The following is an 18,725-nucleotide window of genomic DNA, read 5'->3' on the forward strand; positions in this document are numbered from 1 at the left end:
GGTGCCGGGTGTCCGGTGCCTGGTGCCGGGTGCCGGGTGCCCGGTGCCGGGTGCCGGGTGCCTGGTGTCTGGTGTCCGGTGCACGGTGGGGGCGGACACGCCGTCAGGTGTGGCTCGATCTCCCGGCCGTGGGTCAGCGCAGTACGAGCAGCAGGGCCAGGGCAATCAGCAGGGAGTCGATCCGGTCCAGCAGACCGCCGGAGCCCGCCAGCCACCGACCGGCGTCCTTGGCCCGGGCCCCCCTCTTGATCATGGATTCGAGCAGGTCTCCCAGTGGACCGCCGGCTGCCACCGCGATCGCGGTCGTCCAGTGCAGTGCCGAGAGGACGGCGAGTGCGCCAAGGCCGGCCGCGGCCCCCGCGAGGGTCCCGCTCCAACGCTTGGCCGGTGACAGGGGCGACAACCGCGGGCCGCCCAGATGCCGGCCGGCGAAGTACGCCACGATGTCGGCGATCGAGACGGCGACGAACAGTACGAGCCCGACTGCTCCGAGGGGCACCAGGGCAGCCAGTACTCCCAGCCAGGTCAGCCCGAGCAGGCCGGAACCGAGACGCCTGAGGCCGTTCTCGGCGTCGCCCGCGAGCAGTGGCACCGCCGCCACCGCGAGGGCGCCGATCGCCGCGACCCTGGGCAGCTGCCCGGCCGCCAGCCAGGCGGTCAGCACGAGAGCGACAAGGGCCGCGGCCAGCACCGCCCGGTCGGTCCGGCCCAGCCGCAGCAGCCCACCGAACTCCATCGCCCCGATGATCCCGGCCAGCGCGGCGAGGACGGCGATGCCCGGAGCGCCGAGCCAGAACGCGCCGGTGATCAAGGGCACGCCGAGTGCCCAGACACACCAGCGGATCACGAGTTCCCGCCGCCTGGACGCGACCGCCGCGACGCCTCCCGCCACCAGCGCTCCCCCGAGGTAGGGCACCAGACCCGCCACTGTGCTCAACGAACGACCCGCTCGCGCCGCCCCGCCGCCGGCGCGGATTGCGGCCGCAGCGCGTCGAGCGCGCTGCGGCACGCCGCCACGATGCGCGCGTTCTCGTCCGTGTCGCGCACGGCGACACGGACGGTGCGTCCCTCGAACTGCGGGGAGAGAGGCGAGAGATCACGCAGGTAGACATCGCGACGGCGGCACTCGCGCACGAGTTGGGCGGCGCTCGGTCCGCCGGGCCGCAGGGTGACGGTGAGGAAGTTCGCCACCGACTCCTCCACCGCCGAGAAGTCCGTCAGCTCTGCCAGGCCGGTGGCCAGTCGGCGACGCAGTGTGTGGGTGCGGTTCCAGCGGTCGGCGTAGTACGCGGGGGCGCGCAGAGCCGCGACGGCGGCCAGCTGGGCCGGCAGGCCGAGCGGCCAGGGAGGTGTCCAGCGGCGCAGCCGCCCCGCCGTTTCCGGATCGGCCACCAGGTACGCCGCCCGGACGCCGGACAGGGCGTACATCTTGGACAGTGACGTGCATACGGTGACTCGCGAGTCGGCCGCGGCGAGGCCGGCCAGGGAGTCGGCCGGGTCGACGTAGCCCAGGTAGGCCTCGTCGATCCACCACCGGGTCCGCGCGGGCGAGGCTTCGATCACGGCGCGCAGCTGTGCGGCGGGTGTGTGACGACCGGTCGGGTTGTTCGGGTTGACCACCACCACGAGGTCGTACCGGCCGGTCCGCGTCGCGGCGGCCAGCCGGGCCGGGTCGACCACCCAGCCGTCTTCGCGCTGCAGCCGCAGCCGGTCCACCTGGCAGCCGATCACCCGCTCGGTGACGTGGGCGTACTCGCCGTAGCCGGGGTCGAGCAGCAGCACTCGGCTCTGCGCGGTCAGCCACTGGCCGAACGCCCGGAAGATCAGGTCGGACGATCCGGCTCCGACGACCAGCGACTCCCTCGGGAGAGCACGTGTCCTGGCGATCTCGGCGCTCAGGCCCTGTGCGGCGGCGGGCGGTGAGGTGCGGGCCACCCAGGCCGGATCCTCGGTGAGTACGGCCGTCACCTCGCGGGCGGGTGGGAACCAGGCGTCCAGCACGTCGGCCACGACCACCTGATGGCGCCGGTGCAGACTGCGGAAGTCCGTGCCGATGGCGGTGAACGAGGCACCGCCGTGTTCGCAGCCGTCGGAGGGGGAGACGAAGTCCATGTCCAGCTGCCAGTCCACTCCGGTCCGCAGCCGTTCGACCGCACCGGAATACCGATCCAGCACGGTCTTCGTCAGTTCGGGCACGGAGCCGGTGAGGACCTCGAACGTGACGGCCCCGCAGTCGATGGTGTGGCCGACCGGGCGCAGGCCTGTGGCGAGGTACATGCCGAGCAGGTCCGCGCGCCCCATCGCCACCACGTGACGGCCGCCCCGGGACTCCACCCAGCGCAGGGCGGCGTACATGAGCGACGCCGCCGCGGCGGTGGACCGCCAGCGCGGCTCCAGGGTGAGGATGCGGACCTCGAACGGGGCGTCCTCGTCCAGCAGGGGCAGCGCGTCGCGGGTCACGTACTTGTCCAGCCCGTAGCGGCCCACCCACGGGGGCGTGAGACTGACGAAGCCGATCCGGTGCGGCCCGCGCGCCGCGACCAGGTAGACGTTGTCGCCGTCCAGCCCGTCGACCAGGCGCCCTGACGGATCGACCGCATGCTGGCCCAGCTCCTCGGCGTAGACCCGATGACGCAGGTCGTGGATCCAGTCGAGGTCCTGTGGTGTGGCAGCACGCAACTGCATCGCCTGGGCCATGGGTGCCTTCCTGACGCAAAACAGGGTGTGCGACCCAGCCTGGTGATTGCGGACACGTCACGCATGAGTACGCGTACTCAGCTCGGCCCGCTGACGCAGGGTCCGAGGTCTGCCGGGGCGGCGCCGGTCCCGCCCCCGGGCTCGTGGATCAGAGCCGCCGGGTACGATCCGGCCCGGGGTCGGCGGCATCGTCGGCGAACCGGCTCCCACCCCGGGTTCGGCCTCGAATCGGCGGGGCGGGACGCAGGGGTGCGGGCGGGATGCGCGGGAGGGAAGCATGGGAACGGGTGGATGCGGGGCGGCCGGGCAACAGGGTTACCCACGGCCTGGGTTCGGACAGCCCGGGCCCGGACGACGCGGGCCGGGACGACGCTCCGGGCGGCGCGGGTCCGCCCGGCGCGGCAGCGGTGCCATGATTGTGGCTCTGATCGTCCTCACGGCGTTGTCGCTCGGTGCCTGCGGCACGGAGCATGCGCGGACGGACGGGACCCGCGAGACCGGGGGAACCGGGGGGACCGGCGGAACCAGCCGGGCCGGCGGGGCCGCGAGCAGTGGTGCCCGAGCCACCCCGAGCCCCTCTCCGGCGTCTCCCTACGTCGAGCCGGGGGCCGGTGACGGCGCCCCGCACTACCGCGAGAACAACGGCTTCCGGATCTCGGGCGACATGTCCGCCGCGAGTGCCACGGACGCCCGGCGGGAGGCCGACCGTATCGAGCCGGCGCTCAAGCGGCTCTGGCAGCACAGGACGTGGGACCCCAAGTCGGTCCGCGCCGCGATGCTCGGACTCGGTTACCGGGAAGAGCGCTTCGACGCCAAGGGCACCCGGCTCGGCGGGACGCTGCAGGTCCGGTCGATGGACTCGCGTTTCGAGAACGGCCGGGAAGTCAGGCCCGAGGGCGCGCTGGTGGGTCTGCGCGTCCACGACGACGCCTGCGTCACCGCGTTCGTGCAGAGGACCAACTACCAGGTTTCGACGAACGGCCCCTACCCGGAGACGGGTTGCTTCGAGCCGCCGGCCGGCCACTGACTTCCGGAACGTGTGGCGGCGCCCCCGGTCCGCTCTCTCGGCCGGGCAGGCAACGCTCCATGGCCGCCGCCTGCGGATCCTCCCAGCGGATCCGCAGGCGGCGGGACCGGTGCAGGCAGGCGAACGCGCGCTCGAAAACCCGCTCCGAGTGCCCAGCCCGGACACGCCGCTTTACCGGTGGGAGGCCCGGAGGTGCTCGTGATGCGCACGGTCGCGGCCTTGCGCGACCACTTCCCGTGTCTCCGGTTCGGTCCTCGGCCTCAGCGGCGGGCTCACGGTGCCCGACGCCCTTCACCTGCACTGCGTCGCCTTCTCCTCCTTCCACGCCTGCTACTCGGGAGGCAGTCGACGAACCCGCGATTCGACCGTTCGGCTGGTGACTGGCTCCTCTCGCACCTCAGCCCCGGACTACGCACCTGAGCTGTGTCAGCTTGTACGTGTCCCGTGGGCGCGGTTCGAGGACTGGAGGAGGCCCCTGATGGCACATGGCGGACAGCCGCCGGGGTCCGCCCCGTCCGGTGGGCCGGGGCGCCACAGACCGGACAGGAGGCCGGTGCTGGAGCGCGTGCGGCGCATGCGCGGCTCCGTGGCCGCCGTTGTGGCGGCGGGCGAGGGCCGGGCCCGTGCGGCGGCGCGGCGCATCGGGCGGCTGCCCCCGCCTCCGGGCCCGTTCCGCCCCGGATTCTGGCGCAGCCCGATCCGCGGGCCCTGGCTGACGTCGGTGTTCGGCCTGGTGCTGCTCGCCGGCATTCCGGTGCTGTTCGTCACGGGGCTGCTGTCCTACGCCGCCTACAACCCGGGCCTGGGCCCCCTCAACGACGAGACTCCCGACAAGGGCGTGCTGGGCTTCTACCTCTTCAGCTGGCCCACCCACCCGTACTGGCTCTACCGGCTGCTCCAGGGCGTGCATGTGACGCTGGGGGTGGTCCTGGTTCCCGTACTGCTGGCCAAGCTGTGGTCGGTGATCCCGAAGCTGTTCGAGTGGCTGCCGGTCCGCTCGGCCGCGCACGCGCTGGAGCGGCTTTCCTTGCTGCTGCTCGTCGGCGGGGTCATCTTCGAGTTCGCCACGGGCATCCTCAACATCCAGCTCTACTACGTCTTCCCCGGCTCGTTCTACCGCCTGCACTTCTACGGCGCCTGGGTGTTCATCGGCGCGTTCGCCGTCCACGTGTCCCTCAGGCTCCGCCGGATGACTCGGGCCCTGCGCTCCCGCGGCCTGGCCGCCGAACTGCGCACCGACCTCGCCCACACCCGGCCCGAGCCGCCGGACCCCGACGGCCTGGTGGCCGCGGCTCCCGCCGCGCCGACGATGAGCCGCCGCGGCGCGGTGGGCATGGTGGGCGCGGGTTCACTGCTGCTCCTCGTCGTGACCGCCGGGCAGAGCATCGGCGGCCGGCTGCGCGGAACCGCGCTCCTCGCGCCCCACGACCGCGATCCGGGCAGCGGTCCGAACGCCTTCCAGATCAACAAGACGGCGGCGAAGGTCGGCGTCACCCCCGAGCTGGCCGGACCCACCTGGCGGCTGGAGGTGCACGGGGACGGAGCGCCTCGAGTGTTCACCCGCGAACAGCTTCTGGCGATGCCCCAGCATGCCGCCGCGCTCCCGATCGCCTGCGTGGAGGGGTGGTCCACCGACGACCAGCACTGGAGCGGTCTGCGGCTGGCCGACCTCGCCGGGCTGGCCGGACTGCCCGACGCCGGCAGCGTCCTGGTCGAGTCGATCCAGCCTCCCGGCCCCTTCACCAGAGTGATGCTGCGCGGCAACCAGATCCGCGACCCCCGGGCTCTGCTCGCACTCCGCGTCAACGGCGCGGCCCTCTCGCTCGACCACGGCTATCCGGCCCGCATCATCGTCCCGGCCAACCCCGGCGTGAACAACACCAAGTGGGTGCACCGGCTCACCTTCAGGGCGTGACCTCATGGCACGATTCATCCGCTGGTACGGCTCCGGACCTCTGCATCTTCTGGTCCTGATCGCCTCCTTCGCCCTCACCGGTTACGCGATGGTGCGCCTGTTCACCGGCCGGCCGCTGGAAGTCGCGATCTGGTTCGCCGGCGCCGCAATCCTCCACGACCTGCTCCTGCTGCCCCTGTACTCGCTGGCCGACCTGTCGGCCCTCTCCGTACTGCGCCATCGCGCGGCCGGACGACCGACCGCGCCCTGGATCAACCATCTGCGGGTCCCCGCCTTCCTGTCCGGGGTTCTCCTGCTGGTGTGGTTTCCCCTCGTCTTCCGTCTGGCGGCTCCCTACCCCGGGGACACCGCTCTGTCCTACGACGTCTATCTCGGCCGGTGGCTGGCGATCACCGGCGTACTCTTCGCCGGCTCCGCGGTGGCCCTCGCCCTGAGGCTTCGCCGCCTGCGGCGGGCGGGTCCGCCCGCCGGGAGCCGGCCCGCCACGGAAGGTGGTACCACACCGTGACGACCGACGAGGACGAGCTGTCCGACGCCGACGACGATCCCTACGCGCTGGCCCTGCGGCCCGGCAGTGGGCCGGTGTACCTGCGCCTGGTCGACGGACGCCGGATCCCGATGCCCGTGCACCGCTGGCATGAACGGCCCACGGCGGCCGACCGGACCGTGCTGGAACGCTGTGTCGGTCCCGTCCTCGACGTCGGCTGCGGGCCGGGCCGGTTGTGCCGGGAACTCCTGAGCCGGGGGGTCTTCGCCCTCGGGGTCGACATCGCACCGCACGCGGTCACCCTGACCACGGCCCTGGGCGGGCTCGCGGTCTGCCGCTCGGTCTTCGACCGCCTTCCGGCCGAGAGAGGCTGGCAGACGCTTCTGCTCATCGACGGCAACATCGGCATCGGCGGCGATCCGCGCAGTCTTCTGCGCCGCTGCCGCGGACTCCTCGCACCCAACGGGCACCTCGTGGTCGAGGTCGATCCCCTCGACGTCGAAGAACTCTGCACCGCCCGGCTGGAGGACCACCGGGGTCGCAGCGGGCCGGCCTTCCCCTGGGCGCGGCTGGGACGGCGAGCGCTCCGGGAAGTCGCCGGTGACCTCGCCCTCGGCGTCACGGACCAGTGGACGAGCGGGCACCGCTCCTTCGCCACCCTCGCGCTTCAGGAACCGTCCGGTCAGGTGCGTCACCGGCTCTAGACCGCCGGGGCCGGGAGGAGCCGCCGTCTGATCGGTGCTCAGGCCGGGCCGTCCGACGTGGTATCGGGTTTCGTGTAGAGGACCTCGCGGGCCTGCTCCGCGGCGCGGGTGATGCTCTCGGTGATGAAGTCGAGGAAGCGGGCGATGTTCTCGAGGCGGGCGGCGGCCGGGGTCTCGGGGCCGAGGATGCCGACGCCCTGCCGCGCGGTCTCGACGAGCTGGGCGCTGGACCGTGCGCTGGCCAGGGTCGCCTGGTACCAGACGTCGTCGTCGACGACGTAGCACTCGCGCCGGCCTTCGCCGCGCTCCCGGCGGACGAGGCCCTGGCTCTCGAGGAACGCGATCGCCTTGGAGACGGATGCGGGGCTGACCTGGAGGCGCTGGACGAGTTCGGCCGCGGTGAGACTGCCGGTGTCGGTGGTGTAGAGGCAGACCAGCACCCGGGACATCATCCTGTTGGGCAGGCCCGATTGCATGAGGACGGTGGCGAAGGCCTCCTCGTACGCGCGCAGGGCCTCGACGTCGCGTCCGTGGGCCTGCGGGAGCGCCTCCGCTCCCCGGGGCGCGGCCTTGCCGCGCCGGTGGGCGCGGCGTTCGGTGGCGCGGTGGGCCAGGTCGGCGCGGTAGGCGGTGGGCCCGCCGTTGCGCATCACCTCGCGCGTGATCGTCGACGTCGGACGGTCGAGCCGTCTGGCGATCTCCGCGTAGGCGAGGCCGTCGGCCAGTCCCAGGGCGATCCGCTGACGTTCCTGCTGCGTGAGCCTGCCTCCCGGCATCGCGGTCTCCTTCATGCTCCGTGGTGTCTCCAGCGTAGCGTTCGCCTTCAAGTCATTGCAACGAACGGAATGCGGTCCGTTGCATTAGCCGTCATCTCCATTGCAACAAATAACCGTCTTCTAGCTGGAGTTATGGCTATCGCGTGCAACGAACTCGTTGCCAGTTCCGTGAATGCAACGTAGCGTTTCCATCAACGGAAACAACGGAACCAAGGAGTGCACGATGCATGAGTTCGACACCCCCGCCCCGGTCTCGGCCGTCCTCGACATCCCCGCGGGACGCATCCGGTTCATCGCCGCCGGCCGGGCCGACACCACGGTCGAGATCCTGCCCGCGGACGCCTCCAGGAGCCGGGACGTGAAGGCCGCGGAGCAGACCGAGGTCGCCTACGGCGACGGCGTCCTGCGGATCGAGACCCCGGCGGCGAAGAACCGGGTCCTCGGCGCTTCCGGATCCATCGAGGTGACGGTCCAGCTGCCCGCCGGCTCACGCGTCGACGCGAAGGCGGCCCTCGCCGAACTCCGGGGCGTCGGACGCCTCGGCGACGTCTCCTTCGAGGGCGCGCAGGCCACGGTCAAGCTCGACGAGACCGCGAACGCCCGGCTCACCCTCGCCGCCGGTGACGTCTCCGTCGGCCGTCTCGGCGGCTCCGCGGAGATCAGCACCCAGAAGGGTGACATCCGGATCACCGAAGCCGTGCGCGGAACGGTCACTCTGCTCACCGGGCACGGCGAGATCTCGGTCGGCGCCGGCCGCGGGGTCTCCGCCTCACTGGACGCCGGCACCACCTTCGGCCGGATCCACAACACGCTCGAGAACACCGACGGCGCCGCCGCCGGCCTGACCATCAAGGCGACCACCGCGTACGGCGACATCACCGCCCGCAGCCTGTAGACCCGCGGCCCGTGGAGAGGAGCACCCCTCTTGTCCGCCTGGCGGTCGCGACGGGCGGGCTGCGCAAGTCCTACGCCGTGAAGCCGTCCGGACGGACGAGGACCGCCGCCGGTTCCGGGCGGGACGGGCAGCCGGCCGGGGCAGCGTTCGTGGCGCCCGGCCGCCGATCACCGCGGCGAGCTTCCACCCGAGGTTCGTCGCGGCCCGATTCCCGTCACCACGACACCGGTCACCGCCCCGCGACTCGTCCCACCAAGGGTGGCGTACGTCGACGGGCTGTCGACGCACGCCACCCCGTTCGGGTGCTTCGTATGCACGGAACGACGGGCGCCTGCCCGGACGTCACCCCTTCGCGTCCGAGGCCGCCTCCTGGATCAGCGGCTCGAACCCGCGGCGCACGTAGGCGTCGAACGGCTCCGTCAGCGCGCCGTCGATCACGCGCCCCACCCGGTGCCTGGCCGCCAGCTCCTTGATCGCCGCGCGAGAGTGCGGCTCCACACCGCCGCCGATGATCAGCACCCCGAACTCCCCGGTCTCCAGCAGCCTCCGGGCCTCCTCGTCCGTGGTCACTCCTTCGGCGTCGAAGCCGTCCGCACGCAGCGTGGCCAGCACCTCCGTCACCCTGGCGGGCGTCCTTCCCAGCACCAGCGTCCTCATGGCCGTTCCCCTCCGTCACGTCTGCATCGGCGCACCCAAGCCTAGAAACTCAACCGGACTTGAGGTCAACCCCGCCTCTCGCACGTCAGGCCGCCGGGGTGATCGCCGCGCCGAGGTGCCGGTGAAGTCGCGCTCGAACATGCCGTTCGACGACGACTCGGCGGTGAACCGCAGAGACTGCGCGGGTGTCCGCCTCCGCCCGAGGAGGTGAGACCCGTGAACTCACGGGATCACGGAGGTGAGACCCGTGAACACACGGGATCACGACCTGGTGTCACCTTCGCCAGAAGAGGTGGTGTGTCACGCCGCTCGGGCTGGGCACGACGTCCAGATGGAACCTGTCGAGCAGCTCGTCGGGTGAGTCCCAGAGCCGTAGGCCGGTTTCGAGCTTCATCGGGGAGACCGCCACGTGCAGGGTGTCGACGAGGTCGGCGTCGAGGAACTGCCGGATCGTGGTGACACCCCCGCCGAGTCGGACGTCCTTGCCCTGCGCCGCCTCTTTCGCCTGCTCCAGGATCGTGGCCGGGTCGCCGTCGACGAAGTGGAACGTGGTGTCGGAGAGGGTGAACGAAGGACGCTTGTGGTGGGTCATGACGAAAACAGGCGTGTGGAACGGGGGTTCGTCGCCCCACCAGCCGCGCCACTCGTGGTCGTTCCAGGGCCCGCGCTGCGGCCCGAACTTGTTACGGCCCATGATCTCGGCACCGATGTCGCGGGCGTAGTCCCGCGTGAGGTAGTCGTCGAGGCCCCGGCTGCCGCCGGGGTCCGTGCGCATCGGCCAGCTTGCCGTGGCCCCGGCCCAGGCGAACAGCCTCGCGGGATCGACGTGGCCGAACGGCCTCTCCAGGCTCTGGTCCTCGCCGGCGCCGATCCCGTCACTCGAGATGTTGAAGTTCTGCACTCTCAGCAGCTGCGCCACGTGTTCCTCCTGTGCTGTCGACAAGGGTACCGAGAATCGGTCTCGAGACTCGGTACCGAGATTCGGTACTGAGACTCTCAGAGCCGGCGGAAGTAATCGCCGACACCACGATGCCTCGTCGCCTCCGGTGGCCGCGCCGGGCAAGGGGCGTCCCGGCAGTGCGGCCGGTGGCACGTGGCCCAGGTCGTCGCCCCGGCCGCCGGCGCCGTCGGTACCCCTGCCGCACGGGAGCCCGCAGGCCGGCCGCCCCCGCCGCTACCCGGGGCAAGGCTCTGTTCTCCGGCCGGAAGCCGCCGCCAGTATGTAGAAGGGAAAATCGAGTTCATCAGTGCGCAAATCGATCACTGGATCGGTGTAATCGGCACACATGTCGGACCGCGGAGAGATCTAGCGTCGGATTGCACGGGGCCCCACGGACCAGAAAGGCATCCACGCACTCATGGCCATCCCGCATACCGACGTCGCGCCCGAGAGCATGTTCGACACCCTGCCCATTCCCCCGGCCATGGCCGTCGGCCGGCCGCCTGCCGACGACCTTCTCATGCCGGTCGACGAACTGCCCGAATCGGCGTCACCGCCCGACCTGGTCTGCCGCCGGGTGCGCGACGAGCTGATGCTCGACGGCAACGCACGGCTCAACCTCGCCACCTTCGTGACGACGTGGATGGAACCGCAGGCCAGGCAGCTGATGGCGGAGACCGCGGAGAAGAACCTCGCCGACCGCGCGGAGTATCCGCAGATCACCGCGATGGAGGAACGGTGTGTACGGATGCTCGCCCGGCTCTGGCACGCGCCGCACCCGGAGCAGGTCCGCGGCTGCTCGACCACCGGCTCCAGCGAGGCCGCCATGCTCGGTGGCCTGGCACTCAAGCGCCGCTGGCAGGAGCGCCGGCGCGCCCAGGGCAAGGACACCGGGCGCCCCAATCTCGTCATGGGCGCGAACGTCCAGGTGTGCTGGAAGAAGTTCGCCAACTACTTCGAGGTGGAGCCGCGTTACGTGCCGATGGAACCGGGCCGCTACCACCTCACACCCGACACCCTGACCGCCTACTGCGACGACGACACCATCGGCGTCGTGGCCGTCCTGGGGTCCACGTTCGACGGCTCCTACGAGCCCGTCGCGGACATCTGCATGGCTCTGGACGGATACCAGGCGGCCACCGGTACCGACATCCCCGTGCATGTCGACGGCGCGTCCGGCGCCATGGTGGCCCCGTTCCTCGACCCGGGTCTGATGTGGGACTTCCAGCTCGAGCGGGTCGCGTCCATCAACACCTCGGGACACAAGTACGGCCATGTCTTCCCCGGCCTGGGCTGGGCGCTGTGGCGCAACGCCGAAGCCCTCCCCGACGACCTGGTCTTCGAGGTCGACTACCTCGGCGGCCGGTCACCCAGCTTCACCCTCAACTTCTCCCGTCCGGGCGCACACGTCGTGGCGCAGTACTACAGCTTCCTGCGGTACGGCTTCGAGGGGCTGCGGAGTCTGGCGGCCCAGAACCGTACGACGGCTCGTGCGCTCGCGTCGCGGAGCCGGAGCATTCCGCCCTACGAGCTGGTCACGGACGGCTCCGAACTCCCGGCCTTCGCCTTCCGGCTGGCGCCCGGCACCCAGGGCCTGACCGTGTACGACGTCTCGGCGGCCATGCGCGCCCGCGGCTGGCATCTGCCCGCCTACGCCTTCCCCGCTCCCTGTCAGGACGTCGCCGTCCTGCGCCTGGTGGTACGCACCGGCTTCACCGCCGAACTCGCGGGCATGTTCGTCACCGACCTGACCGAGGTGACCAGGCAGCTCCACACCGCCCGGTCGGCGCCTTCGGCACGCAGCGAGCCCTTCGCCGCCGCCTGACCCTCGGTCGGCACATGGGGCCCGGCGGCCGAGGGGCACAGGCGGCTCACCGGTCGCCCGGTACCGTCCGCAGCAGGCACCGAGCCTGGCGATCGCCGACGGGTTGCGGGGCACTCGACCAGGTCGGCGCAGCCGAGGACGACGTTCCGCCGGCGCTTGACGGCGCCGGCGCTTGACGGCGGAGACGCCGCGCAACGGGCCGTGGGAGGGTCAGCGCCGGATTCTCACCGGACTCCTCCCCCGCGTGAGGCGAGGGGAGCTCGACGAACGGCCACCGGTGACCTCGTCGGCGGATCTTCCGGGCCGCGGCCCGAGCCGCTGCGCGGTCTGCCCGGCACGTCGCGCGGACGACCCCGGGCGGCGCCGTTACGCTCGGCCCTCTCGGTTTCGGTCCCCGCCGGCCCGCACGCCCCGCGGGTGTCCGGCGCGGCACCGCGCGGGTTCAAGGAGGCACCGCATGCAGGTGGGTCTGCACGCCCTGGGCATCGGGGACGGCGCTCGCCCGGAGATCGTCCGCGCGGTGGCGCAGGCGGCCGAGGCGCACGGTTTCGGCCGCCTCTGGGCGGGCGAGCACGTCGTGATGGTCGACGCCCCGGTCTCGCACTACCCGTACTCCGACGACGGCCGGATCGCCGTCCCCGCCGATGCCGACTGGCTCGACCCGTTGATCGCCCTGGGTTTCGCGGCGGCCGTGACGGAGGACATCGGGCTCGCCACCGGGGTACTGCTGCTCGCCGAGCACAATCCGGTGGTGGTGGCCAAGCAGGCGGCGACCCTGGACGCCCTCTCGGCCGGCCGGTTCACGCTGGGAGTCGGCATCGGCTGGTCCGCCGACGAATTCGCCGCGCTCGGCGTCCCGTTCACCGGGCGCGGGCGGCGGACCGAGGAGTACATCACCGCGATGCGCACACTGTGGCGGGAGGACGTGGCCAGCTTCGAGGGAGACTTCACGCACTTCCGTGACGTGCGGGTCAACCCCAAGCCGGTGCGCGACCGCCGGATCCACGTCGTGATGGGCGGCAACGGCGACACGGCGCTGCGCCGGGCCGCGACGATCGCCGACGGCTGGTACGGATTCAACCTCACCGCCGCGCAGGCCCTGGAGCGTGTCTCCGCCCTGGCCGGGCACTGCGCGCAACGGAACCGCACGATGGCGGACCTCACCGTGGCCGTGGCACTGACCGACGCCGTGCCGGAGCTGCTGCCCGAACTGGCCGAGGCCGGTGTCACCGAACTCGTCGTCGTCGGTGCACCACCCGCCACACCGGACGAGGCCGGCGCCTGGGTCGCCGACCTCGCCCGCCGATGGCTGAAGTCCCCTCGCTCCTGAAGGCCGCGAGCCGTCCGCCGGCGGTCCGGCAGCCGTCGGTGACACCGCCGCCCGAGCGGAAGGTGCCTAGCCCGCAGGCCTATCGAGGTGTCAGCACGCAGAATTCGTTGCCGTCGGGATCGGCCATCGCCACGCGGTCGTCCTCGCTCGTGCCGGATTCGACACGGACGGCGCCGAGGGAGAGCAGATGGCCGACCTCTGCCCGCAGATCACCATGGGCGGGCGGAGCGATGTCGAAATGCAGCCGGTTCCCGCCTGTCCTCGGCATCAGCGGTGGACCACCCCACGTGATCTTCGGACCGCCGTGCGGGGAACGGATCGCCGTCTCCTGGTCCTGATCCCAGACCAGCGGCCAGCCCAGCGCCTCGCTCCAGAAGTAGCCGACCTCCTGTGAGCCGTCGCAGGACAGCGCGCCTATGAATCCGCAGTCGGCGAGGAAGCCGTTGCCCGGCTCGATGACACAGAACTCGTTGCCCTCGGGGTCGGCGAGCACCACATGAGCGTCCTGCGGGCTCTGGCCGACGTCGATGTGCCGTGCGCCGAGTTCCAGAGCCCTGGCCACCGTCCGCTGCTGGTCCTCCAGGGACGTACTCGTCAGATCGAAGTGCATCCGGTTCTGCCCGGCCTTCCGCTCCCGGCTCGGCACGAAACCGATCCGGAACCCGGTGTCGTCACCGGGCAGGACGGCGACGCCGTCGCGTGGATCGTCGGCCGTCTCCCAGCCCAGCACGCCGGACCAGAACTCCGCCAGCGGCAGCGGTCGGCTCGCAGCGAAGCGGATCGCGATAAGTCGACATGTCATTTCCCGCGCATCTCCGATCAGCTGACCGTCCGCTGCCGACAGGACCTGTCCAAAGGGCCTGTCCGCAGGGCCTGTCCACCCTGAAAGTGAAGCCTAGGGCGGAGTGGGGGTCGCCCGCAGCCCGGTTTTCGCCCCTGCCGGATCCGACACGGCGTGTCCGCCCCCGAAGTCGGCGGTGGTGTCGTCGGCCGGGGCGAACTCTTACAGTCCGTAACCCGCGTTCGCCACGACGGCGTTGGTGGGCCGGGGCCGGACCCGTCAGTCGTCCTCCTTGAACTTCTCCATGCGACGGCGCATGCTGCGCGGGGCGATGTGCAGGTAGTTGCCGATGGACGTGGCGTTGTAGTCGTCCGCCATGGTGCGCAGAACGGCCTCCATCGCCGCTCCGAAGGCCGGTGTGTCGCCGGTCTCCGCCCCCGCCTCCCGGGCCAGCCACCACGTCTGGAAGTCCGGGGTCATGGCGTTGCGCAGCAATTCCCTGCCGGCGTCGTCCAGCCTCCGGCCGAGCGTCCGGGTGGAGCCCTTGCCGCTCTTCTTGGGCGCAGCCGAGGACGTCGTCCCCTCGCTGTCCTCACCCCGGCGCTTCTTGTGGGTGTTCGTCCGGCGCTCGACCGTCTCCTTGAGGCGGTTCGGGGAGACTCCGAGGTGGTCGGCGATGCTGTTCATCGAGATGTCGCGCTCGTTGACCAGCGCGTTGATCGCTTCCAGCAGGGCGGGGGGGTAGTTCAGCGCGGCGTTGCCCTTCCCGCCGTCCTCGGCCTTCTTGCGCTGCTCCAGGATCTTCTTGAACTCCGGTCCCATGGCGTTGTCGAGCAGTGTCAACGCCTCGGGGTCGTCCTTGACATTCCCCTTGCGGGCTCGTTTGGCGCCCCTCCGGGCGGCCTCCGACTCGGAACCGGCGCTCACCCTCCCTCGGATACCGCTCAGGTCGAGCTTGGCGAACGTGCTGGTCAGCGAGCCGTCGCTCTCCTCGACGACGTCGGAGTCGGAGACGGTCTCATGGCCGCCCGTGCCGTGCGCGGCATGGCTGTGGGTGACCTTGCCGTCGGCCGTCCGCTGCCTGGCCGTGACGCGCGTCTGCCGTCCGCCCGGCGTGCCCGTCTCCGCGTCGTCGGGGGCGCGTTCTCCCGAGTAGGCGGAGATGCGGGTGCCGTCCTGGGCCTTGGTGACGATCTGCCCGGACATCCAGTTGCCGCCCCCCTGGCCCCCGGGAGGCTGGGCCACATGGGACAGGTGCTGCAGGATGGTGGCGGCGGACTCCTGGAAGAAGGCGCCGAAGTTCTGGTTGAAGCTCAGCCGGAAGCCGCGCTGCCGGTAGTGCTCCAGCATCGCCCAGCAGGCCTTGCATGGCCGCTTCACGCCACGGACGATGATCCGTTCGCCCCGCTCCTCCTCCGAGAGCCCGGCCGTCTCCAGCATGAGCATGAGCTTCTGCTCCGCGTGCATCGGCTTCTTGCCGTCGGTGTTCTCCCGCGGCCCGGTGGAGTGCTTGAGCAAAATCACCACGCCCTTGTGGTCGTCCGAGGTGAGCAGTTCACGCAGCCGGGCGATCATCTGGGGGTTCGTCGGTTGCGCCTCCATCTGGACGACGGGCCCCCTGCGCTGCATCGCCTCCGCGGTCTCGCTGGCCCGCTGGCCCCGGTAGACCTGCTGGATCTTCAGCCGGGCGCGCCGGTTGACGGCGACGACGTCGTCCGCTTCCCTGGTCGGCCGTCCCGTGCGCATCGCCCGGTCCGGCTGTTCCCGGTTCATCAGGTGGGAGAGGTCGAGGGGCGGCGCGTCCTCGGCCTGGTCGGCGGACTGGGCCTGGAGATACTCCATCAGCAGGGTGATCGAGCGGTTCCGGTTGGTGGCGAACACCAGCCGTCCGTTGATCAGCATGCCCTGGACCTCGGACTCGCGCGGAGCCGTCGCCTTCTTGGGCGCCGTCTTCCTCTTCGTCCCCGTCTTCTTCTGGGCGGTCTGGGAGGTCTGGGCGGACGAGGACGAGGCTCCCGCCATGACGGTGTCGCCGTCCCCGTCGACGGCGGACGCGCCGCCCTGGGCGTTCTGCTGCGCGACGTCGTGCAGATAGCGGATGCAGTTGAAGAGCCGGATGGAGATGTGCCGGAGGGTCTGTTCGGCTCGCTCCCCGCCCTGGTTGCGGGGGAACCGCACCACCGCCTCCCGCGTGGAGCGGCCCTCCTGCTGCAGGGTCGGCTCGCAGGTGCAGGCCCGTACGTCCTGGACGAGTTGCTGGAAGACCTCGTCGTCCTCCATGACCTCGGCGATGTCGGATTCGTCGTCGCCCATGTAGTCGTCGTCGGCCTCGTCGTCGGTGCGCACCCGCTGCACCGGCGCCGCCCCGGATCCGGTGGGCGACGCAGTGGTGGCCGGGCGTGCGGAACCGGGCTCCGCCGCCCGCAGCACCGGAACCGGCCCGCTCATCACCCGGCGGGCCTGCTTCTCCGCCGCCACTTCCCAGCGGTCGCCCGGATCGGAGACGGCGAGCCCCCGGTGGTCGACCGTGCCGCCGACCGGGCCCTGCGCCTGCTGCAGGTAGTGCCCCAACTCGTGGGCCAGCGTGTGCTTGTCCCCGCCGCCCGAGCCGACGACCACATGCGGGCCGGAGGTGAACGCGCGGGCGCCCACCTCGGCGGCGGAGTTGCGCGCGAGCCGCCCGGTGTGCAGACGCACCCCGGAGAAGTCGGCACCGCCGAACCGGGCCTCCATCTCCGTCCGCACCCCGCCGTCCAGCGGCTTGCCCGGCCTGCGCAGCACCTCGTGGACCAGTGAGGAGCGCTGTACCGGTGCGGCGCCGTGCCCACAGCCGGGCCCGTGCTCGTGCTCCTGCTCGCTCTCCTGCCGTGCCCGCTGGACCATCCGGGACACCGCGGCGTTACCGACCGAGCGCTGGAGTGCCGCCGCCTGTACCGGGCCGGCCGGCGCCCCGGGCACCGGTCCGGCGGACTCCGCCGTCCGGCGTCGTACCGGTTCCGAGGCGGCGGTCCGGCCCTGCGGCCGGGCTCGGTCGGCGGCGGATTCACGCAAGGGACGGCCTCCCCGATTCGATGGCGTCACGCCGTCCGGAGCGGACGGTAGCCAAGGCGGTCACGTCACGGTCCCAGGTTCGCGGCGCCCCGGCCAGGGCGGTGCGCGCCCCGTCGAAGGCCGGTCTGCTGCCTGAAAGGGAAACGGGCCTGCCTCGCCACACCGCACCGGCCTGCCCCGGCTCGCCGTGCGGAGTGCGGGCCTGCCGATGTGCCCCGGCTCGCCCCTGCGGGCCCGCCCCGCCGATGTGCCCCGGCTCGCCGTGCGGCACCGCTGGTCTTCCCCGCTTCTCGCCGCTCAGGTGCCGAGCGGTTCCGGGACGAAGACGGCCTCGAGGCCGTGGGGATCGTGCCGAACAGGGCAAGGTCCGGCGTCCCGTTCCACAGCCTCGATCCGGGGACGGGCCTCAGCCGGTCGGTGGGGGTTCATCGCCGAAGACCCAGGGCGCCAGTACGACCAGCCAGCCGTCCGGGTCCTCGAAGAGCAGGGCACCGTGTTCCGGCCAGTAGGGGTTCGCGGCGGGGACCGGGCTGTGCCCTTCTTCCGCGAGCCGTCGGGCGGCCGCGGTCACGGCTTCGGGGCCGCGGAGGTAGAGCACCAGCTGGTTCTCCGGGTGCGGCTCCGGGATGCGGGCGGGCCGGCCGTGCTGCAGGAGCTCCATGTGCACGGGAGTACCCGGCAGGCCGATCACGACGCCGTCGTAGCCGTGGTGGCCACGCCATTGGGCGAGTACCGGCAGGCCGAGGTGATCGCGGTAGAAGACCAGGACGTCGTCGTAGTTCGCGGTCGGCCGGGTGAAGCGGACCGCCCCGACGTCCAGGTGGCTGGGCCAGGAGTGTGCCATGGGACGATCTTGCCACTCCCCTGCCGGGGCCGGATCGGCCTTTGGACCTACGTCCCGGGAGGCGGCGCTCGCCCGTCGGCGGGGCGGATGCCCGGATCGGCGCTCGCCGGCGGGGCGGAGGCCCGGGATGCCGGAGGCCCGCAATGCCTGTTACGGCAGGTTCCGCCTGGTTGTGCGCCGCGTTTCCGTTCGAGCCTGCGCAGGGCGCCGCGTGACGTTCGGGTGTGGCACCCGTTGAACGTCACGACGTCCCGACGGTACGGGCGCGGTGGTGGGAAGGGCGGGCGGCGGATGACGACGGCGGAGAGGGAGCTGGCCGAGTGGCTTGGATTCGCCACCGGCCAGACGGTACGGGAAGTCGGCTACGGCGAGGACTGCGATCAGGCGTTGCGTGCGGCCGTCCAGGGGCTGACGGGTGAAGAGCTTCTCGGTGAGGAGGCCGACGTGCCCGTGGACGCGGTGCTGTTGTGGTGGCGCGAGGAGGACGGGGAGCTGACCGACGCCCTCGTGGACACCTCCAGCGCCGTCGGGGCAACCGGACGCGTCTGGCTGTTCACTCCCAGCCAGGGGCGCTACGGCTACGTCGAACCGCGCGAGATCGGCGAAGCCGCCTTCCTCGCCGGCCTGACGGGCGTGGGCAGGATGGCCGTACCGCACTGGACCGGCACCCGGCTCGGATCTCCCCCGGGCAGGCCCTGAGGGAGACGGCGGCTTCGGTCTGTCCGGCGGATGCGCGAGGTTCAGGGGCGGCTCGACCGGGCACCCGCGCAGGGATGGTGCGGGCGTGGGGCTCAGC

At 71.7% G+C, this 18,725-nt stretch carries 16 protein-coding genes; 8 read left to right on the forward strand and 8 right to left on the reverse strand.

Translation table 11 applies throughout. The features are described 5' to 3' along the window. Positions 1–133 precede the first annotated feature (133 nt). Together ACGFT2_RS06915 and ACGFT2_RS06920 are read right to left on the reverse strand one after the other, a co-directional pair. Positions 134–937, reverse strand: a complete 804-nt coding sequence (locus ACGFT2_RS06915; RefSeq protein ID WP_393274285.1) for a phosphatidate cytidylyltransferase — start codon at positions 935–937, stop codon at positions 134–136. Further along, a complete protein-coding gene (locus tag ACGFT2_RS06920) occupies positions 934–2,697 on the reverse strand; it encodes a pyridoxal phosphate-dependent aminotransferase (protein ID WP_393274287.1) in 1,764 nt (587 codons plus the stop codon). The genes ACGFT2_RS06915 and ACGFT2_RS06920 overlap by 4 nt, the downstream gene beginning before the upstream one ends. Positions 2,698–3,109: 412 nt before the next feature. On the opposite strand from ACGFT2_RS06920, the gene ACGFT2_RS06925 reads away from it, so the two are divergent. The 4 genes from ACGFT2_RS06925 to ACGFT2_RS06940 all read left to right on the forward strand — a co-directional run bounded on the left by ACGFT2_RS06925 (position 3,110) and on the right by ACGFT2_RS06940 (position 6,830). Further along, complete coding sequence (locus tag ACGFT2_RS06925; protein WP_393274289.1) at positions 3,110–3,724, forward strand: hypothetical protein; 615 nt, start codon at positions 3,110–3,112, stop codon at positions 3,722–3,724. Between the two features lie 478 nt (positions 3,725–4,202). Further along, a complete protein-coding gene (locus ACGFT2_RS06930; protein WP_393274291.1) occupies positions 4,203–5,639 on the forward strand; it encodes a molybdopterin-dependent oxidoreductase in 1,437 nt (478 codons plus the stop codon). A 4-nt stretch (positions 5,640–5,643) separates the two neighbouring features. Continuing rightward, positions 5,644–6,147 carry a hypothetical protein gene (locus ACGFT2_RS06935; RefSeq protein WP_393274293.1) on the forward strand — a complete coding sequence of 168 codons (504 nt, stop codon included), beginning with the start codon at positions 5,644–5,646 and terminating at the stop codon, positions 6,145–6,147. Continuing rightward, the gene (locus ACGFT2_RS06940) at positions 6,144–6,830 is read left to right on the forward strand and encodes a class I SAM-dependent methyltransferase (RefSeq protein WP_393274295.1); all 687 of its coding nucleotides are present in this window, start codon (positions 6,144–6,146) and stop codon (positions 6,828–6,830) included. The genes ACGFT2_RS06935 and ACGFT2_RS06940 overlap by 4 nt, the downstream gene beginning before the upstream one ends. 38 nt (positions 6,831–6,868) lie before the next feature. Here the strand turns inward: ACGFT2_RS06940 and ACGFT2_RS06945 are convergent, their stop codons facing one another. After that, the gene (locus ACGFT2_RS06945; RefSeq protein ID WP_393274929.1) at positions 6,869–7,606 is read right to left on the reverse strand and encodes a helix-turn-helix domain-containing protein; all 738 of its coding nucleotides are present in this window, start codon (positions 7,604–7,606) and stop codon (positions 6,869–6,871) included. 223 nt (positions 7,607–7,829) lie between these two features. Here ACGFT2_RS06945 and ACGFT2_RS06950 point away from each other — a divergent pair, with 223 nt between their 5' ends. After that, positions 7,830–8,501, forward strand: a complete 672-nt coding sequence (locus tag ACGFT2_RS06950) for a DUF4097 family beta strand repeat-containing protein (protein ID WP_393274297.1) — start codon at positions 7,830–7,832, stop codon at positions 8,499–8,501. Positions 8,502–8,843: 342 nt separating this feature from the next. Here the strand turns inward: ACGFT2_RS06950 and ACGFT2_RS06955 are convergent, their stop codons facing one another. Beyond that, positions 8,844–9,158, reverse strand: a complete 315-nt coding sequence (locus ACGFT2_RS06955) for a hypothetical protein (protein ID WP_393274299.1) — start codon at positions 9,156–9,158, stop codon at positions 8,844–8,846. A 274-nt stretch (positions 9,159–9,432) separates the two neighbouring features. Then, on the reverse strand, positions 9,433–10,077 hold the full coding sequence (locus tag ACGFT2_RS06960) for a dihydrofolate reductase family protein (protein WP_393274301.1): 645 nt from the start codon (positions 10,075–10,077) through the stop codon (positions 9,433–9,435). Between the two features lie 439 nt (positions 10,078–10,516). Here ACGFT2_RS06960 and ACGFT2_RS06965 point away from each other — a divergent pair, with 439 nt between their 5' ends. Beyond that, positions 10,517–11,923, forward strand: a complete 1,407-nt coding sequence (locus tag ACGFT2_RS06965; protein WP_393274303.1) for a glutamate decarboxylase — start codon at positions 10,517–10,519, stop codon at positions 11,921–11,923. A gap of 457 nt (positions 11,924–12,380) precedes the next feature. After that, positions 12,381–13,253 carry an LLM class F420-dependent oxidoreductase gene (locus ACGFT2_RS06970; RefSeq protein ID WP_393274304.1) on the forward strand — a complete coding sequence of 291 codons (873 nt, stop codon included), beginning with the start codon at positions 12,381–12,383 and terminating at the stop codon, positions 13,251–13,253. Positions 13,254–13,332: 79 nt separating this feature from the next. Here the strand turns inward: ACGFT2_RS06970 and ACGFT2_RS06975 are convergent, their stop codons facing one another. The 3 genes from ACGFT2_RS06975 to ACGFT2_RS06985 form a co-directional block, all read right to left on the reverse strand. After that, positions 13,333–14,055, reverse strand: a complete 723-nt coding sequence (locus ACGFT2_RS06975) for a VOC family protein (RefSeq protein WP_393274305.1) — start codon at positions 14,053–14,055, stop codon at positions 13,333–13,335. A gap of 258 nt (positions 14,056–14,313) precedes the next feature. After that, entirely contained in the window at positions 14,314–17,085 is a 2,772-nt protein-coding gene (locus tag ACGFT2_RS06980; RefSeq protein WP_393274307.1) for a DUF4157 domain-containing protein, read from the reverse strand. A gap of 406 nt (positions 17,086–17,491) precedes the next feature. Beyond that, complete coding sequence (locus ACGFT2_RS06985; protein WP_393274309.1) at positions 17,492–17,929, reverse strand: VOC family protein; 438 nt, start codon at positions 17,927–17,929, stop codon at positions 17,492–17,494. Positions 17,930–18,220: 291 nt separating this feature from the next. Here ACGFT2_RS06985 and ACGFT2_RS06990 point away from each other — a divergent pair, with 291 nt between their 5' ends. After that, a complete protein-coding gene (locus ACGFT2_RS06990; RefSeq protein ID WP_393274311.1) occupies positions 18,221–18,628 on the forward strand; it encodes a DUF3052 domain-containing protein in 408 nt (135 codons plus the stop codon). Positions 18,629–18,725: the final 97 nt, after the last annotated feature.

Source organism: Streptomyces sp. NPDC048514, from assembly GCF_043199955.1.
Lineage (GTDB): Bacteria > Actinomycetota > Actinomycetes > Streptomycetales > Streptomycetaceae > Streptomyces.

Excerpts from the sequence above, each read along its gene's own strand:
- ACGFT2_RS06990 (WP_393274311.1), top strand. The coding sequence starts at position 18,221 with ATGACGACGGCGGAGAGGGAGCTGGCCGAGTGGCTTGGATTCGCCACC.
- ACGFT2_RS06945 (WP_393274929.1), bottom strand. The coding sequence starts at position 7,606 with ATGCCGGGAGGCAGGCTCACGCAGCAGGAACGTCAGCGGATCGCCCTG.
- ACGFT2_RS06920 (WP_393274287.1), bottom strand. The coding sequence starts at position 2,697 with ATGGCCCAGGCGATGCAGTTGCGTGCTGCCACACCACAGGACCTCGAC.
- ACGFT2_RS06975 (WP_393274305.1), bottom strand. The coding sequence starts at position 14,055 with ATGACATGTCGACTTATCGCGATCCGCTTCGCTGCGAGCCGACCGCTG.
- ACGFT2_RS06950 (WP_393274297.1), top strand. The coding sequence starts at position 7,830 with ATGCATGAGTTCGACACCCCCGCCCCGGTCTCGGCCGTCCTCGACATC.
- ACGFT2_RS06965 (WP_393274303.1), top strand. The coding sequence starts at position 10,517 with ATGGCCATCCCGCATACCGACGTCGCGCCCGAGAGCATGTTCGACACC.
- ACGFT2_RS06935 (WP_393274293.1), top strand. The coding sequence starts at position 5,644 with ATGGCACGATTCATCCGCTGGTACGGCTCCGGACCTCTGCATCTTCTG.
- ACGFT2_RS06930 (WP_393274291.1), top strand. The coding sequence starts at position 4,203 with ATGGCACATGGCGGACAGCCGCCGGGGTCCGCCCCGTCCGGTGGGCCG.
- ACGFT2_RS06925 (WP_393274289.1), top strand. The coding sequence starts at position 3,110 with ATGATTGTGGCTCTGATCGTCCTCACGGCGTTGTCGCTCGGTGCCTGC.
- ACGFT2_RS06985 (WP_393274309.1), bottom strand. The coding sequence starts at position 17,929 with ATGGCACACTCCTGGCCCAGCCACCTGGACGTCGGGGCGGTCCGCTTC.
- ACGFT2_RS06970 (WP_393274304.1), top strand. The coding sequence starts at position 12,381 with ATGCAGGTGGGTCTGCACGCCCTGGGCATCGGGGACGGCGCTCGCCCG.
- ACGFT2_RS06955 (WP_393274299.1), bottom strand. The coding sequence starts at position 9,158 with ATGAGGACGCTGGTGCTGGGAAGGACGCCCGCCAGGGTGACGGAGGTG.